Genomic DNA, 16,331 nt, shown 5'->3' on the forward strand with positions numbered 1-16,331 from the left:
CGAAAGCATTTATGAAAAAACCAGTTATTGGGATTACAGGAAATGAAAAAGCTCATCCAGATGATGACATCATGATGAGCTATGCAGCAAAAGGCTTTGTTGAAGGAGTCAAGGACGCTGGCGGAATTCCAATCATCCTACCAATTGGTGATCAAGAAATGGCTGCCTATTACATCAGTATCATTGATAAGCTCATCCTAACGGGTGGGCAAAATGTTGATCCAAAATACTATGGTGAACCAAAGGCTATTGATAGTGATGACTACCATCTTCAAAGAGATATTTTTGAACTAGCACTTATCAAAGAAGCGATTAAGCAAAAGAAACCAATTTTCTCTGTTTGTAGGGGTACTCAACTTTTCAATGTCGCCATGGGAGGCACGCTTCACCAAGATATCGAGGATCATTGGCAGGACTGTTCAGCCGAATATACTACCCAACGCCTCGTAACGGAACCTAATACGATTCTCCGAGAAATCTATGGAGAAATCTCTCACATCAACTCCTTCCACCACCAGAGCATTAAAGATCTAGCCTCAAATCTTAAGGTTGTAGCACATGATCCTAAAGATGGAATCATTGAGGCTGTGACAACTACGGACGGCTTTCCTTATCTTGGTGTCCAATGGCATCCAGAATTTCTCTTTGAAAATCGTCCCAAAGATAAAACGCTATTTGACTATGTTGTTAACGAACTCTAGGACTTATAAATAGGTTATTAATCATGAATGAAATTAAAATACCTTCTACTCATGAGATTTTGAGAGATATAGAAGCTAATGTTTTCATATCTTATAAGGAAAAGGAAGCTAATCTTTTCTTATCAAACAATGAAAAAGAAATAAGGGTTTGCTTTCATCTTTCTAATCTCTATAGACTTTTAACAGCGGAAAGTTACCAATCTTTTTCTAAGAATAAAGAGAATTTCGATAAACTATCTCAAAAAGAAAAAGAAAAACAGCTGAAAGAAATGTCTAAAAAGGCAAAACGATTTTGTAAAAAGGGAGATGCTAAACTAAAAAGTAAATTTCATTCAAGTCTTTACTTTTACAGAGATATTCTCATTCATAAAAAAAGATATTATAAAATCGAAGATTTCAATGCGATTATCAACTTTATCGTTCAAGAAAATTTACTTGTACCCACGATAAAACCTCTTCCTGTTATCAATATGGCAGAAGTAGATTCCTATGTTTTAAAAGTGATTGAGTAAGATCATGTGTAATCTTAAATCAGATCCGTCTTTTCACGGTAACTAAAGTAATCCGAGTGAGAGACAATTAGATGATCCAGAAACACAATTCCCATCAGTTCGCAGGCTTCCTTGACTAGTTTAGTGACATGATCATCATTTCGACTAGGAGATACTGCACCAGATGGATGATTGTGAACGAGAATCACTGAGGTAGCCATATGCTTGAGGGCATAGTGAAGAATTTCCCTCGGTTCAGCAATGCTGCGTGTCGCAGATCCGATAAAAATAGTTTGCTGATGAATGATTTGATTTTGAGTATTGAGATAGAGCGCCACTAGGTGCTCTTGTTTTTTGTCGCCAAGTTCCTGTTGCATTTTCTTGGCTAGCTTTTGACTACTGAGAATACTTTCCATCTCAAGGGTTTCATGTTTGTGAATGCGATGTCCCAGTTCAATCACTGCTTGTAGTTCAATGGCCTTAATCCGTCCAATACCAGACAGACTCTGCAATTCCTGCAGGGTCATTTTTTTCAAATCAGTTAGACTAGTCAAACTGTTTAAGACTTTCTGGGAAATTTCAAAAACATTGGCCGTACGCGTTCCGGTTCTGAGTAGAATTGCTAGCAATTCTTGATTGCTCAGTGCCTCTACTCCTTCTTTAACCAGTCTTTCTCTAGGCAAAAGTGAATCTTCTTGGAATGAAATGCTGTACATAAAAATCCTCCTCACTTTATTATTCGTGAGAAGGATGGAAAATTAGATTTTTTTCTCAATTGGAGCTACACTGGCTAAGAGTTTTTTCAGCCCCACTTCTGGGAAATTGATTTTCAACTCCTGAGTATCACCGCTACCAGAGACTTCCAGAACAGTTCCCTCTCCCCACTTCTTGTGGAGAGCAATATCCCCAATAGACCAGTTGGTATCGCTTGAATCTTTTTTATTTCCGGCTGCTAACTGTCCAAACGGAAGACCACTTGACTGGATAGAGCTTGGTGCAGCATTCCGTTTCCGTTCTTGAAGGGCCTGAGCTAGGCTCATACCTTGACCAAAGGCCACTCCACCACTGCTATAAGATGCCTTAAAGCTAGTATTCGCCGGACGAGCCAAGCCTTGATATTCAATCAAGTCCGAACTAATTTCATTGATAAAACGAGTTGGACGATTGTAGTTGGTACGCCCAAAAAGCAAGCGAGAGTTAGCATTGGTCAGATAAAGGATCTTTTCTGCGCGTGTAATACCGACATAGGCCAAACGGCGTTCTTCTTCCAGTTCATCAGGATCCTCAGCTGCACGGCTAAGTGGAAAGACATTTTCCTCCATCCCAATGATAAAGACAACTGGGAACTCAAGTCCCTTAGCTGCGTGCAAGGTCATCAAGGTCACTTCCGATGTTTCCTGACTACCAGAGTCCGTATCCGCAATCAGGGCAAGGTCATTCAAGAAACGACTGAGTTTGTCCAAACCTGTTTCCTCTTCTTGACTATCAGGATTGTCGTCAAAATTCTTGGTAACAGATAGAAATTCCTCGATATTTTCAACCCGAGCCTTGCTTTCTAAGGTCGCTTGGGCATTGAGAATATCGATATAACCTGTTTTTTCTAGAACAGCCTCAACCAGCTCGGTGATAGTTAATTGATCCAGTTTTTCTCGCAAATCCAAAATCATATTGGCAAAGTCCCAAATTGACTGTGCTGCCTTCCCCTTGATTCCTGATAACATGATATTGGCTGAAGCATCCAGCATAGACATGTCTTGCATATTAGCAAAGCCGCGAATTTTCTCAACGGTTCCTGGGCCAATTCCGCGTTTAGGCTCGTTGATAATGCGCTCAAAACTGATATTATCACTCAAATTGGCAATGAGGTTAAGATAAGCGATAATATCACGGATTTCCTTACGGCTGTAGAACTTGGTTCCTCCAACCATAGTATAAGGAATATTGGACTTGAGCAAGGCTTCCTCAATGGTACGGGATTGTGCATTAGTCCGATAAAGAACTGCAAAATCCTTATGAAGGAAGTTTTGACTGCGACCAAGTTCATCGATGGTTTTGGCTACAAAAACAGCCTCATCTTGTTCGTCATTTGCGCGATAGTAAATAATCTGCTCTCCATCCGCATTCTGGGTCCAGAGATTCTTGGGACGGCGATTTTTATTGTTTTTGATGACGTCGTTTGCAGCTTGAAGAATAGTTTTGGTTGAACGATAATTCTCCTCTAACAAAACGACCTTGGCGTTAGGGTAATCTTTCTCAAAATCCAAAATATTCTGCATATCAGCCCCACGCCAACCGTAAATAGACTGGTCAGCATCACCGACTACGCAGATATTTTTAAAGCGTGAAGCCAAGAGTTTGACCAGTTGGTACTGGGCATGGTTGGTATCTTGGTACTCATCAACGTGAATGTACTGGAACTTCTGCTGATAGTAGGTCAAGACGTCAGGATTTTGATCAAAGAGACGCAGGGTCAGCATAATCAAATCATCAAAGTCAACGGACTCAGACTGACGAAGCTCCTTTTGATAGGCCGTATAACACTGAGCAACGATTTGCGTATACATATCACCAGCCTGGGTAGCATAAGCCACATCATCAATCAAGTCATTCTTAGCATTGGAAATAGTCCCTAAAATGCTCCGTTCATTCCATTTTTTAGGATCCAAGTTCAACTGCTTGAGAATGCGTTTCATGAGAGTTCGTTGCTCACCTGGATCTACAATAGTGAAATTTCGATTATAGCCAATATGATCCGCATCACGACGTAGAATACGAACACACATGGAGTGAAAGGTCGCAATCAGACAGTCCTGAGTAGCTGGATTGAGGCCATAGGCACGCTCCTTCATCTCACGCGCCGCCTTATTGGTAAAGGTAATGGCCAAGATATTCCAAGGATTGACCATCTTTTCATCAATCAAGTAGGCGATTCTGTGAGTTAAAACACGAGTCTTCCCAGAACCAGCCCCCGCCATGATTAACAAGGGTCCTTCTGTCGTTTGCACCGCCTCAGCTTGACGGTCATTCATTCCATTCAATAATGCGTTCATTTTCTCTTCCTTACTCTTGAAGTCAATGTTTCTATTATATCAGAAATCGAGGAAAATATCTTTACCTAGACTGATTGCTTGTAGAAGACAACTCTCTCATCAGCTGAAGACAACTCCCATATCTAGACAAGAAAATGAGCTTGGATATTATTTCCAAACTCATTTTAATTCAATTAAACTATTAGAACAATCCTAGAACAGTTCCGTCGCATTCAACATCCATATTAAGAGCGGCTGGTCGTTTTGGAAGGCCTGGCATGGTCATGACATCACCAGTTAGGGCAACAATAAAGCCTGCCCCTAATTTTGGTACCAATTCACGAATGGTAATTTCAAAGTTTTCTGGTGCTCCAAGTGCATTTGGATTGTCTGAGAAACTGTACTGAGTTTTAGCCATACAGATTGGCAATTTGTCCCATCCGTTTTGAACGATTTGAGTGATTTGTGTTTGAGCTTTCTTCTCAAAGTTCACTTTGCTACCACGGTAGATTTCAGTGACAATCTTTTCAATCTTTTCTTGGACAGAAAGGTCGTTGTCATATAGGCGAGTATAGTTGGATGGATTTTCAGCAATAGTCTGAACAACCGTTTCAGCAAGCGCCACTCCTCCTTCTGCGCCATCAGCCCAGACACTTGCTAGTTCAACTGGCACATCAATAGAAGCACAGAGTTCTTTCAAGGCTGCGATTTCAGCTTCAGTATCAGAAACAAATTCGTTAATCGCAACAACTGCTGGTACTCCAAATTTACGGATATTTTCAACGTGGCGTTTCAAGTTAGCAAAACCTGCACGAACTGCCTCCACATTTTCCTCTGTGAGAGCGTCTTTAGCCACGCCACCATTCATCTTAAGGGCACGAAGGGTTGCGACGATGACAACTGCATCTGGAGATGTTGGCAAGTTTGGCGTCTTGATATCAAGGAATTTCTCAGCACCAAGGTCCGCACCAAAACCAGCTTCAGTGACTGTAAAATCAGCCAAGTGAAGGGCTGTTGTTGTTGCCAAGACAGAGTTACATCCATGAGCGATATTGGCAAATGGACCACCGTGAACAAAAGCAGGTGTACCGTAAATTGTCTGAACCAAGTTCGGTTTGATAGCATCTTTCAAAATCAATGCTAAAGCACCCTCAACCTGCAAATCACCAACAGAAACTGGTGTACGGTCATAGCGATATCCGATAACGATATTCGCCAAACGACGTTTCAAATCTTCAATATCCGTCGCCAAGCAAAGAATAGCCATGATTTCGGAAGCTACGGTAATGTCAAAACCATCCTCACGAGGAATACCATTTAGAGGACCGCCAAGTCCAACGGTCACATGACGAAGAGCGCGGTCATTCAAGTCCACAACACGTTTCCAAAGAATACGACGTTGGTCGATTCCCAGCTCATTTCCTTGGTGTAAGTGGTTGTCAATCAAGGCAGAAAGAGCGTTGTTAGCAGTTGTAATGGCATGCATATCCCCGGTAAAGTGAAGGTTGATGTCTTCCATTGGCAACACTTGGGCATAACCACCACCGGCTGCACCACCCTTGATCCCCATTACTGGGCCAAGAGACGGTTCGCGAATAGCAATCATGGTTTTCTTACCAATCTTGTTCAAGGCATCCGCAAGACCAATGGTAATGGTTGATTTCCCCTCACCAGCAGGTGTTGGGTTGATGGCAGTAACCAAGATCAATTTCCCAACTGGATTGCTCTCAACTGCACGAATTTTATCAAAGCTGAGTTTAGCCTTGTACTTTCCATACAATTCCAAATCATCGTAAGAAATACCCAGTTTCTCAACAACATCAACGATTGGTTTTAACTCAATACTCTGCGCGATTTCAATATCTGTTTTCATTCAAAACTCCTCTAACCTCTAATGTGATAATTCATTATAACACAAAACAAGATTTTTCACATTCTAAAACTCTCTAAACGTTCGTAAATATCCTGAATTTCAAGATTTTTAGGGCCCTTTGAAAAATTTTATATGGCTTTATAGTTTTAGACTATAAAGAATTTGAAAATAATCTAGGAATCTAGGAAAGAAAATAACTATCAATTTCAGACAAATCATGGAGAATTTTATTATCTTCAATTTCTAAACTTTCTGCCATCTCAATAGAGTACTCAAACCTAAGTTTAGTATTTATTGACAAATCAAACGAATATGCTTGTATTTCGCCCAATTTTTTATACTTTTCTATAATTTCGTTGTAAATGACAAGATAATTTTCATCTAAAGTTTTTATGTAACTATTCAGATTTTCTCTGTAATCTTGAATTATCCTTTGTTCTCTTTCATTTAATATTCCCTTACCTATCTCCCAAATTATTGAAGTAGATATTGAACCAACTACAGAACCAAGAACAGGTATTGGAATCATGATCTGACCAATACAAGCACCAATTGTAGCAAAGGAAGCATCTATTACATTTAATGTCAACAGATTCATAAGTTCATCTTGAGTTATTTCGGAAGATCTGAATCTCAAAACAACATCTATCATCCCATAAGTAGCCATTACTAAAGCACTGGCATTTGGAGCACTAATACCCAAAATATTTGTTAATCCGTAAATTGAATATCCTGATATTGCTCCACTTGCAACTCCTTTTAATGAATTCAATCCACAATCTAACCAATCGGATTGTTCGAATTCAAAGATACTTTTTCCTTCTATGTATTTTCCATACACAGTCGACATTAATGCTAAACCACCTTGTAAAAAAGCTGCGTTTCTTGCAACCTTGTTAGCTTCTTTTAAATTTGGTAATGCATGTTTTTGGGTCACTAATCTTTTTTTATTTAATTCTTGTTGTTTTAGTCTGACTGTTTTACGAATATTCTTCTCTTCAGAATCTATAAGAGAATGAATTGAATTTTTTTGAGCGTCTTTGTAATCTAGAGCAGAGGATTTCATCCAATATTTGTATGAAGTAAGTCCCTTGCTTTCAGTGATATCATTAATCATTTGGCGTATATCCGTAATTTGTTTAATGGATAATCTCTTGCCATTCAATTCAACTTCTTTTGCTCCAGCCATTATTTTTTCAAATACTTGAACGTGATCTTTTGGAAACATCATTTTCATTTTTGAACTGTAATGAAACGATTGAGCTAGTTCATCACGTAAATTACCATAAAACTTCATTTGAATGGTATTTCTACCAATTAATAAATCGGCTGGTCCATTATCATTCAATACTTCGACAATAGGATTTAACCCTTCAATGGCTCTCCTCGCATTTACAATCCCTGCTTCTGCAAATTCAGCGATAAAGCCATGACCACCATAATCTCCTCCACGCTTCTTTAAAATAACGTCTTCAATATTGTCTCTCGTATAGTTTAAAATCTTTGAGGCATTGTCCTTGTTTAAGATGACTCTGCGTGCTTCATCCTCTATGATTTTCATAGCATTATGTAAATCTTGAATTCTCAAGTTATTTAAACAATTGACATATGCACCAATACCTTGGTTAAAAGCTTGATTAAAAATCTGGTTACTCATTTATTCTAATTTCCTTATTTACCATAGCAGTCAATGATAGAGTTGAATTCACTAAAGCACCTGCTTGATATTTTTCGTCATCAGTAAATAAGCTATAGTCCATTCCAGTTAAAGATAAATTGGCTAAATAAATTCCTTCTGTTTGTTTTTCAGTTAGTTCTATTAATTCCGTAACTTCTATTACTTTTTCTTTAAGTTGTCTAGCCAACAATTCTACCTTTTTCTGTTCCTCTATAGCCTCTTTTGCAACTTCTTCATTTTTCCTATTAGCTACTACACCCGCCCCAACAGAAGCGGTCAACATAGCGCCTGCAATTCCCCAACCGACAGGACCAGCCAATGCCAAAAATGCGTTACCGGCTGCCACTCCACCGCCACCAGCTGCTACACTTCCACCACCTAACCAAGCCAGAGCGGCGCTATTTGCTGCAGCACCTGTCAAACTTGAAATTGCAGTACCTGTTGATGCAACACCAAATGTAGTTGCAACACCCATAGCGGCAGTAGGCCCTAAAGTTGCAACTGTTACTCCTAATGCGCTAAGTGAAGCCGTAGCCGCTGTGCTACCACTTGCTAATTCAGCTTCCTTAATTGACTGTGAAATAGCAATTTGCTTATCTTCAAAATTCTGAATTTCAACATCAATTGCTTCTAATTTTGTTTCAAACTCTTTTGGTTTATTTGCTAGTTTGTTAATTCTTTCTTCAACAATTTTTACAACTTTGATAGCTTTGTCCCTAACTTGATAAAGCTCTATTGATTTATTAGCCAAGCTATCCGCTTCCTCATTATAACAACTAATAGCTTCATTATATCCATCAACAGCTTCTTGTCTTAGTTTAGAATTAAAAAGGTCTACCGATTCAATTTGTTCTTTTGTATTATTCGCTATTTTCCCAGCTTCGTTAAATGTTTCAGAAGTCACATTTGTTATCTGATGTGCTACATCTCCGGCAACTCCAACAGCTTTCACTGAGACATCTGAGACAACATTACCAACTTGGCTTGATACTTCACCTATAGTTTTTACAGATTCAGTAATAACTTCTCCAGTAAATTTACTCGCTTCATTTAAAGCTTCGCTAGTAGCAGAACCGACATCATTCAGTACTTTACCAGCTTCCTTTGCAATGTTGTCTGCAAATTTAAAAAAATCCATAATAATACCCCTATTAATTTACTTAGATTCATTATCTTATTTATTACTATAAATGTCAATAATAATATATTTTTCTTTTAAATGCTTTCTTTGACTTGCATATCATTTTTGTGTACAATAGTCCTATGAAAATTTTAGTTACGTCAGGCGGCACAAGTGAAGCAATTGATAGTGTCCGCTCTATTACTAACCATTCTACAGGACGCTTGGGGAAAATCATCACAGAAACCTTGCTTGCTGCAGGGCATGAAGTTTGTTTGATAACGACAAAACGAGCTCTTAAGCCAGAAGCTCATCCCAACCTAAGCATTCGAGAAATTAATAATACCAACGACCTTCTAGTTGTGATGCAAGAACTTGTTAAGGAATATCAGGTCTTAATCCACTCAATGGCTGTGTCTGACTATACTCCTGTTTATATGACTGGGCTTGAGGAAGTTCAGGCTAGCTCTAATTTAGAAGAATTTTTAAGCAAGCAGAATCATCAAGCTAAGATTTCTTCAACTGATGAGGTTCAGGTCTTATTCCTAAAGAAAACACCTAAAATCATATCTCTGGTCAAAGAATGGAATCCAGCCATTCATCTGATTGGGTTTAAATTGCTGGTTGATGTCTCTGAGGATTATCTCATTGAGATCGCACGAAAGAGTCTTGTCAAGAACCAGGCTGACTTAATCATAGCGAATGATCTTACTCAAATCTCAGCATATCAGCATCGGGCAATCTTTGTTGAAAAAGATCGTCTTCAAACCGTTCAAACCAAAGAGGAAATTGCAAACCTCCTCCTTGAGAAAATTCATACATACGATTCATAGAAAGGAAAGCCATGGCAAACATTCTCATCGCAGTGACAGGTTCCATAGCCTCCTATAAAGCAGCTGATTTAGTCAGTTCTTTGAAAAAACATGGCCATGATGTCACTGTCTTAATGACAGAGGCGGCAAGAGAGTTTATCCAGCCTTTGACACTACAGGTACTCTCACAGAATCCAGTTCACCTTGATGTCATGCAGGAACCCTACCCTGATCAAGTCAATCATATCGAAAGAGGAAAAGAAACAGACCTTTTTATCGTTGTCCCTGCTACTGCTAATACCATTGCCAAACTTGCGCATGGTTTTGCGGATAACATGGTGACCAGTACGGCTCTTGCCCTACCAAGTCACATCCCTAAACTCTTAGCTCCAGCCATGAATACAAAGATGTATGACCATCCTGCAACTCAGGCTAATCTAAAAACATTAGAGACCTATGGTTATCAGATTATCTCCCCAAAAGAATCTTTACTAGCCTGTGGCGATCACGGCAAAGGCGCCCTAGCTGACCTGAATACTATATTAGAAAGAATAAAGGAAACCCTCGATGAACAAACGCTCTAACATTGCCCCAATTGCTATCTTTTTTGCAGTTATGCTCGTTATCCACTTTTTGAGCTCTCTCCTATTTAATCTTTTCCCATTTCCAATTAAACCAACTATCGTTCATATTCCAGTAATCATTGCTAGTATCATTTACGGCCCACGAGTTGGTGTTACACTTGGTTTCTTGATGGGACTGCTAAGCTTAACGGTAAACACGATTACCATCCTTCCAACCAGCTACCTCTTTTCTCCATTCGTACCGAACGGAAACATCTATTCTGCGATTATCGCTATTGTCCCTCGCATTTTGATCGGTCTGACACCTTACTTGGTCTATAAACTGATGAAAAATAAAACTGGGCTAATCCTAGCTGGTGCCCTTGGTTCCCTTACCAACACCGTCTTTGTCCTCGGGGGAATCTTCTTCCTTTTTGGAAATGTCTTCGATGGCAATATCCAAAAACTCCTGGCAACCGTTATTTCTACAAACTCAATTGCCGAGCTTGTCATCTCTGCCGTTCTAACAGTAGCAATTGTCCCCCGTCTCGAAACTCTGAAGAAATAAAAAACAACTCCACTTTCGTCCTGAAGGTGGAGTTTAGCATTTAAAACATAAGAAATATCAATAGAATGTGAAAGCCAAAGAGCAGGAGCTGATACGAAAGAGGTGTAGGTTGCTGACTTTTTTGGCTATCCAAGTATAGAGTTAGAGATAGTAAAACCAAACCAAATGCAATCACCAATCTGACGAAATGAGCAATTTCGAGTATTGCTGCCATCAAAAGAAAACCTAATAAAGGAAGGCTAAAAAGTGAAACAGCCAGACTGCTTGCTAATAGAGAGAGTAGCGACAGGACCAATAAACTATAAACTAGGAAACGAGTCCAACCTGAGACTACTTTCCCTTCACTTTTCTGTTTTGACATCATCACGATTACCACAATTAGGTAAACAAAAAGTATCATCACAATTTCTCCTCAGCTCCTATTATTCTTTACCACATTTTAACCAAATTTTCCTGAAAAATCAATAATACTTCTTGACTTGATTGGTGATTTATTGTACTATACTTGTGTATATACAGATAAATGGAGGTTCTTATGGATATACGGAAAAAAACGCAGTTTATGACTATGACTGCCCTACTCACTGCAATAGCGATTTTGATTCCAATCATTATGCCTTTTAAAATCGTTATCCCACCGGCTTCTTACACCTTGGGAAGTCATATCCCCATCTTTATCGCCATGTTTCTTTCGCCTTTGATGGCTGCTTTTGTGATTATTGCTTCTAGTCTCGGTTTCCTGATGGCAGGCTACCCTATGGTTATTGTCCTACGCGCCTTTTCTCACATCGTTTTTGGTACTTTGGGGGCTTTGTACTTAAAGAAATTCCCTGAAACCTTGGATAAACCAAAGGCATCTTGGATTTTTAACTTTGTTTTGGGTGTTGTTCATGCTATCGCTGAAGTAATAGCTTGTATCATCTTTTATGCTACTTCAGGGACAAATGTTGAAAATATGTTTTATGTTCTCTTTGTCCTAGTTGGTTTTGGCACAATCATCCATAGTATGGTAGACTATACATTAGCACTAGCTGTCTATAAAGTGCTTCGAAAACGTCGCTAAAAGGAAAAACTATGACAAAGGATCGCAAACAAGCTCTTCTCAAACTGTTAAAAGAGGCGCCAAAAGCTCTCAATGGTCAAACCTTGGCTGAACACTTTCATGTTACGCGCCAAGTCATTGTACAGGACATCGCTATTCTCCGAGCAGATGGAGCTCCTATCCTATCCACCAATCGTGGCTATATCTACAAAGAAAATGATGCCAGCCCCTACGTGCACAAACTCTTTAAAGTGAAACATGAACTGGAAGAAATCGGTCAGGAACTTCTAGCTATTGTAGATAATGGCGGACGCGTTCAAAATATCTTAATCGATCATCCCGTTTATGGCGAAATTGAAACCCTACTCAAACTCACCTGCCGCCGAGATGTCCAGCACTTTCTGGAACAAGTCGAGAATTCAGACTTTAGACCCCTTTCTGAATTGACAGACGGCATCCATTACCACCTTGTTGAAGCCGAGACACAACAAGACCTCCACTATATCGAGGAGGCCTTGGATCAGTTAGGTTATTTAGTAAAAGACTAGAAAATTTCTTTTTCCCAGCCGTCCTCTGTGCGGTGGCGATAGAAGAACTCAGACTTGTCAGGTGCTTCCATCATTTCCATCAAAGGCAACATATCATAGGCCAGTTCCAAATTTGGAATCTGGTCTTTTTGTACCCAAGATACTTCTCCTTCATCTGAAGATTGGAGATTCCCAGTAAACTCTGTCGTCTTATAACAAAAAACGATGTAGCGCCCACCTGTATCTAAGGGCCAATTTTTAATGCCGACTAGTTGAGGATTCTGAATGGTCAGGCCAGTTTCTTCGTATATTTCACGAATGACAGACTCGGCAAAGGCCTCGCCATTCTCAACATGTCCTCCTGGAAAGGCATAGCCAGACCAGCGATTATTTTCGGGTGAACGATACTGCATCACCACGCTCTGGGTTTCGAGGTCTTCAATCAGACAGATATTGGTTAAAATAGTTGCTTGGGCACGGGACATAGCTTTGCTCGCTTTCTAAATATTTAAATATAGAAATCAATTATTTCTATATCATCAAAAGTGTCATAATCTAAGTCATAAATAAATGATATCTCAAAAGTACCATCTATTTCCGATGACTCATATTCAAATTCTGGATCTTCAGGTTCTTCGTAGAAAGGATTCTTGGTAACAATATTAAAGTCTATATTCACATCAATGCTTGCTATACACTTAATTTCATAAAAGTCATCTTCAAACGTGTATTTTTCAATCTCCACTTCTGTAATAGTTACGTATTCAAATTCTCCCCAACCTAAATCACCATACTTATTTTCAAAATCCATGTTTGGAAGTTCTGTTTTTAAGTATTCCTCTATTACATCACTAATTTCATAATCATTTTCTACAATTTTTAATAATTCAGAAATATCTGTGACTTTTCGCCTTTTAATTACGGAGGGTCTATTGTTTACTGATTGAGAAGATGCTCTCACAAAAGGTTTTACTACATCGTCGTTATTTAAAGAAGTAGATACTATTTTAGCAAAATCGAGTAATGTATCACTAATAGATTTAAATACTCGAGATGGTACTTCCTCTTGTGAGAAGTGTTTCATGAATTCCAGTTCATCCATTAAATAAAAATCTGCCCCAGTCTCATTTTTCATTTCCTCTATAAGTTCAATTCTTGGACCGATAATCTGATATTTCTCCTTACCATTTCCATCTTTTCCAACACAAACTTTATGGTTTAAATCGGTTTTACTATCCCGTTTACCATCAGAGGTCACAAAAATTACATTTTTGATTTTATCTTCCTTTGCTTTGATAATTATATCCTTCCAAATAATTAAATCTCCAAACTTCTGTTGGTACTTTATACCATTATAACTTCTTGATAATTTTTTATTAGCATCATTAAAACCAGGTGGTATCTCATTTTTATATCTTTCATCTCCTTCCTTTTCAATATTTATAATCGTATTTTGTTCATATCGCTCTCCTGTTTTACTTTGTATAATTTCAACCAATGCATTAAAAATATTAGTTTGGTTCTTACTTATTGAGGAAATCTTCTCAACTAATTTATTTTCTATATCAAGTTCTTTTGAGTTCAGTAAATCTGACAAATAAGTGATCAATTCTTTATTATCTTTATCATTTCTATACGAAAGACCTGAAAATAGTGTTTTTGCTGCTTCCGACTTCACTTTATTCCAATTCTTGCTAAAATTATTTTTAAATTTTGTTACGTTGACTTCATTTAATAATAACGCTTCAGATTTATGAAAGTGAAATTCTAAAGCTACAAGATATGGAATATAAATTTTATCTTGAATACTTTGAATTATCTCAAAATATTCTTTTGATGCTTCTGGTGTAAATCTAAATACATTAAGCAATGAGTTGGTATCAAACACAATAATTGTATTCTCACTTGTCATATTTTCTTTATTAAATGGTTCTCTGTAAAAACCATAAAATTCTTCTTTATAGTTCATCTTTTTCCTTTCTTTCCTACCCCAACGTTCTCACTTTGAGCATCATATCACGGATCTGAGCTGCTAGTTCAAAGTCAAGTACTTCGACGGCTTCTTGCATTTGTTTTTCGAGTTTTTTGACGAGTTCTTTGCGTTCTTGTTTATTGAGGCTATTGATATCGACTTCCTTGTCCTCTTCCTTGGCAACTGCCTTGGTTACAGCGATTAGATCACGGATTTCTTTTGAATTTTCCGACGGCGGACCGTTTCATCGATGGCACTTTGCATAGACTGAGTCATCGTGTCCGCATTCATGATAACATGTCCTTCGCTATTACGGGCCGCACGACCAATGGTCTGGATGAGACCGCGTTCGTTACGAAGGAAACTTTCCTTGTCAGCATCTAGAATAGCACCAATCTCACTTCGGGAACGTCAATCCCTTCACGGAGCAGGTTAATACCGACCAGTTGGGGATTCTGAATCGTTAGACCAGTTTCTTCATAAATCTCACGAATGACAGACTCAGCAAAGGCCTCGCCATTCTCAACATGTCCTCCTGGAAAGGCATAGCCAGACCAGCGATTGTTTTCGAGTGAACGATACTGCATCACCACGCGCTGGGTTTCGAGGTCTTCAATCAGACAGATATTGGTTAAAATAGTTGCTTGGGCACGGGACATAGATTTGCTCGCTTTCTAAGTTATTAAAATGTATCTTCGTTGTATTTTACTTCTGACTTCATGATAAAGGGATTGATCAATTCATGATGGTCATAAGTAGTACGGGCCAAAAAACCTCTAGCAATGATGATTTCCTTATCTTCTATACGATAGTCTATATTGATAGGGACGGCTGGATCCGAGATAACTGATAAAACAAAGAATGCTGCAAACCAAAGATAAAGTGCCACTAATCCACTAAATAATTGAAAAATGAGGTGATACCATTGAAAATCTCTTGTTCTATAAAAGATTCTCCAGGGATGGATTAGGAAGGTTAAACAAAGAATGAAAAACCAACTATTCCACAAAATCGGCGTAAAAGATAGTCCAAAAACCAGCAACACCAAATGAAGAACCACAAAGGTCAGCAAAGCCAAATAAAGTGTCTTAAACGAAATTAACTTAGTTAGATTTTCTTTTGTCATGATTATTCCTCTTTTTGTCCTTATATTTCAAAATGACCATTAATATCGCTGGAATGATGAAAAAGATCAGATAGGTAGCAATTGGAAGCCAGATGTAGTGATAATCGATAGATAATAGGGAAGGAATTTTTTTAACATTTCTCCCTTTCACCCCAACAAGTAAGTGGAGGAGAAAAATAGGTCCGTTTATGAATAGAAAAGTTTTTAAAAATCCTTGTACTGAAGCCTTATTGCTAAAACCATCTCTAAAAATACCTTGATAGAATGTGTGCACCAAAAAGACAAAATTCATAATAATTGGCAAGAGATAGGACATTTCTTGATATGATTTCGGGATAAGTGACGTCCCGAACAATACATACATGATACCAAAAATAGATAATAATATTATACCACCATCCATAAAAGAAGCAATCTTTGAATGTCTTTCCTGCCACAATTGGACGTGAGCTATCAAAGAATACTTTTTATGGATTTTTCTCATTTGTCTGTTCTGTTGTTTGATCTTCTTTTGTCTCTTAGTCTTTCGTTCCATTTACGCCTCCTTCTGCTCTTTTCTATCCGTATAATCAAAAGCAAAATGCCCAGCCCCAAGAAAAAGAAAAAGAGATAACTTACAATAGGGACCCAGACATATGCTGGATCCATAGAAATTATGGGAGGGAAATTCGTTGACTTACGACGTCCTAGCCAATTCAGACCTACCAAGAGATGAAAGGGAAAAAGAAGACCATTAAACCCAATAAATCCCCATGAAAAGTAACGCCATTTCTGAAGTTTATCACTACTAAAACGAAAGACAAGGAAATAGGTTGATAAGATCAGAAGG

Annotated in this window: 17 protein-coding genes and 2 pseudogenes; 7 read left to right on the forward strand and 12 right to left on the reverse strand. The window is 38.4% G+C overall.

Translation table 11 applies throughout. The annotated features are described in order from the left end of the window. Positions 1-11 precede the first annotated feature (11 nt). Complete coding sequence (locus tag B7717_RS08530; protein ID WP_049505854.1) at positions 12-701, forward strand: gamma-glutamyl-gamma-aminobutyrate hydrolase family protein; 690 nt, start codon at positions 12-14, stop codon at positions 699-701. A 23-nt stretch (positions 702-724) separates the two neighbouring features. Beyond that, positions 725-1,213 (forward strand): hypothetical protein, encoded by a 489-nt coding sequence (locus tag B7717_RS08535; RefSeq protein ID WP_084857509.1) that lies wholly within the window; start codon positions 725-727, stop codon positions 1,211-1,213. A 14-nt stretch (positions 1,214-1,227) separates the two neighbouring features. Here the strand turns inward: B7717_RS08535 and radC are convergent, their stop codons facing one another. The 5 genes from radC to B7717_RS08560 all read right to left on the reverse strand — a co-directional run bounded on the left by radC (position 1,228) and on the right by B7717_RS08560 (position 8,910). After that, positions 1,228-1,908 carry a RadC family protein gene (radC, locus tag B7717_RS08540; protein WP_000286947.1) on the reverse strand — a complete coding sequence of 227 codons (681 nt, stop codon included), beginning with the start codon at positions 1,906-1,908 and terminating at the stop codon, positions 1,228-1,230. Positions 1,909-1,950: 42 nt separating this feature from the next. Further along, positions 1,951-4,242: a DNA helicase PcrA gene (pcrA, locus tag B7717_RS08545; RefSeq protein WP_084944551.1), complete on the reverse strand. Its 2,292-nt coding sequence runs from the start codon at positions 4,240-4,242 to the stop codon at positions 1,951-1,953. Between the two features lie 181 nt (positions 4,243-4,423). Beyond that, positions 4,424-6,094: a formate--tetrahydrofolate ligase gene (locus B7717_RS08550; protein WP_084944552.1), complete on the reverse strand. Its 1,671-nt coding sequence runs from the start codon at positions 6,092-6,094 to the stop codon at positions 4,424-4,426. A 181-nt stretch (positions 6,095-6,275) separates the two neighbouring features. Next, positions 6,276-7,751, reverse strand: a complete 1,476-nt coding sequence (locus tag B7717_RS08555; protein ID WP_084944553.1) for a hypothetical protein — start codon at positions 7,749-7,751, stop codon at positions 6,276-6,278. Beyond that, positions 7,744-8,910 (reverse strand): hypothetical protein, encoded by a 1,167-nt coding sequence (locus tag B7717_RS08560; protein ID WP_000345295.1) that lies wholly within the window; start codon positions 8,908-8,910, stop codon positions 7,744-7,746. The genes B7717_RS08555 and B7717_RS08560 overlap by 8 nt, the downstream gene beginning before the upstream one ends. Positions 8,911-9,035: 125 nt before the next feature. Between B7717_RS08560 and coaB the strand changes: the two genes are divergently transcribed. Genes coaB through B7717_RS08575 form a run of 3 tightly spaced genes read left to right on the forward strand, consistent with a single transcriptional unit; the run spans position 9,036 to position 10,835 of the window. Next, positions 9,036-9,725, forward strand: a complete 690-nt coding sequence (gene coaB / locus B7717_RS08565; protein ID WP_084944554.1) for a phosphopantothenate--cysteine ligase — start codon at positions 9,036-9,038, stop codon at positions 9,723-9,725. A gap of 11 nt (positions 9,726-9,736) precedes the next feature. Further along, positions 9,737-10,288, forward strand: coding sequence for a phosphopantothenoylcysteine decarboxylase (gene coaC / locus B7717_RS08570; RefSeq protein WP_001274049.1), 552 nt, complete (start codon positions 9,737-9,739; stop codon positions 10,286-10,288). Beyond that, positions 10,272-10,835 carry an ECF transporter S component gene (locus tag B7717_RS08575; RefSeq protein WP_001042719.1) on the forward strand — a complete coding sequence of 188 codons (564 nt, stop codon included), beginning with the start codon at positions 10,272-10,274 and terminating at the stop codon, positions 10,833-10,835. The genes coaC and B7717_RS08575 overlap by 17 nt, the downstream gene beginning before the upstream one ends. A 40-nt stretch (positions 10,836-10,875) precedes the next feature. Here the strand turns inward: B7717_RS08575 and B7717_RS08580 are convergent, their stop codons facing one another. Beyond that, entirely contained in the window at positions 10,876-11,235 is a 360-nt protein-coding gene (locus tag B7717_RS08580; protein ID WP_000600206.1) for a hypothetical protein, read from the reverse strand. Between the two features lie 135 nt (positions 11,236-11,370). On the opposite strand from B7717_RS08580, the gene B7717_RS08585 reads away from it, so the two are divergent. Beyond that, on the forward strand, positions 11,371-11,898 hold the full coding sequence (locus tag B7717_RS08585; protein ID WP_000354640.1) for an ECF transporter S component: 528 nt from the start codon (positions 11,371-11,373) through the stop codon (positions 11,896-11,898). Positions 11,899-11,909: 11 nt separating this feature from the next. Next, entirely contained in the window at positions 11,910-12,425 is a 516-nt protein-coding gene (locus B7717_RS08590; RefSeq protein WP_000159158.1) for a transcription repressor NadR, read from the forward strand. Here B7717_RS08590 and B7717_RS08595 read toward each other — a convergent pair. The 6 genes and pseudogenes from B7717_RS08595 to B7717_RS08615 all read right to left on the reverse strand — a co-directional run bounded on the left by B7717_RS08595 (position 12,422) and on the right by B7717_RS08615 (position 16,037). Then, entirely contained in the window at positions 12,422-12,889 is a 468-nt protein-coding gene (locus B7717_RS08595) for an 8-oxo-dGTP diphosphatase (RefSeq protein ID WP_000085297.1), read from the reverse strand. The genes B7717_RS08590 and B7717_RS08595 overlap by 4 nt on opposite strands. Positions 12,890-12,912: 23 nt before the next feature. Beyond that, on the reverse strand, positions 12,913-14,373 hold the full coding sequence (locus tag B7717_RS08600) for a PIN-like domain-containing protein (protein WP_001106842.1): 1,461 nt from the start codon (positions 14,371-14,373) through the stop codon (positions 12,913-12,915). A gap of 16 nt (positions 14,374-14,389) precedes the next feature. After that, positions 14,390-14,822, reverse strand: a pseudogene (locus tag B7717_RS09820) (UvrB/UvrC motif-containing protein); the annotation flags it as partial. After that, positions 14,811-15,035 (reverse strand): annotated as a pseudogene (locus B7717_RS09700) (NUDIX domain-containing protein); the annotation flags it as partial. The pseudogenes B7717_RS09820 and B7717_RS09700, both read right to left, overlap by 12 nt. Positions 15,036-15,058: 23 nt before the next feature. After that, on the reverse strand, positions 15,059-15,502 hold the full coding sequence (locus B7717_RS08610; RefSeq protein ID WP_000159691.1) for a hypothetical protein: 444 nt from the start codon (positions 15,500-15,502) through the stop codon (positions 15,059-15,061). Next, positions 15,480-16,037, reverse strand: coding sequence for a hypothetical protein (locus B7717_RS08615; protein WP_000440206.1), 558 nt, complete (start codon positions 16,035-16,037; stop codon positions 15,480-15,482). Before B7717_RS08615 ends, B7717_RS08610 begins: the two co-directional genes overlap by 23 nt. Positions 16,038-16,331: the final 294 nt, after the last annotated feature.

Origin of the sequence: Streptococcus oralis subsp. oralis, from assembly GCF_002096495.1 — a bacterium.
In the GTDB taxonomy this organism is placed as follows: Bacteria; Bacillota; Bacilli; order Lactobacillales; family Streptococcaceae; genus Streptococcus; species Streptococcus oralis_CU.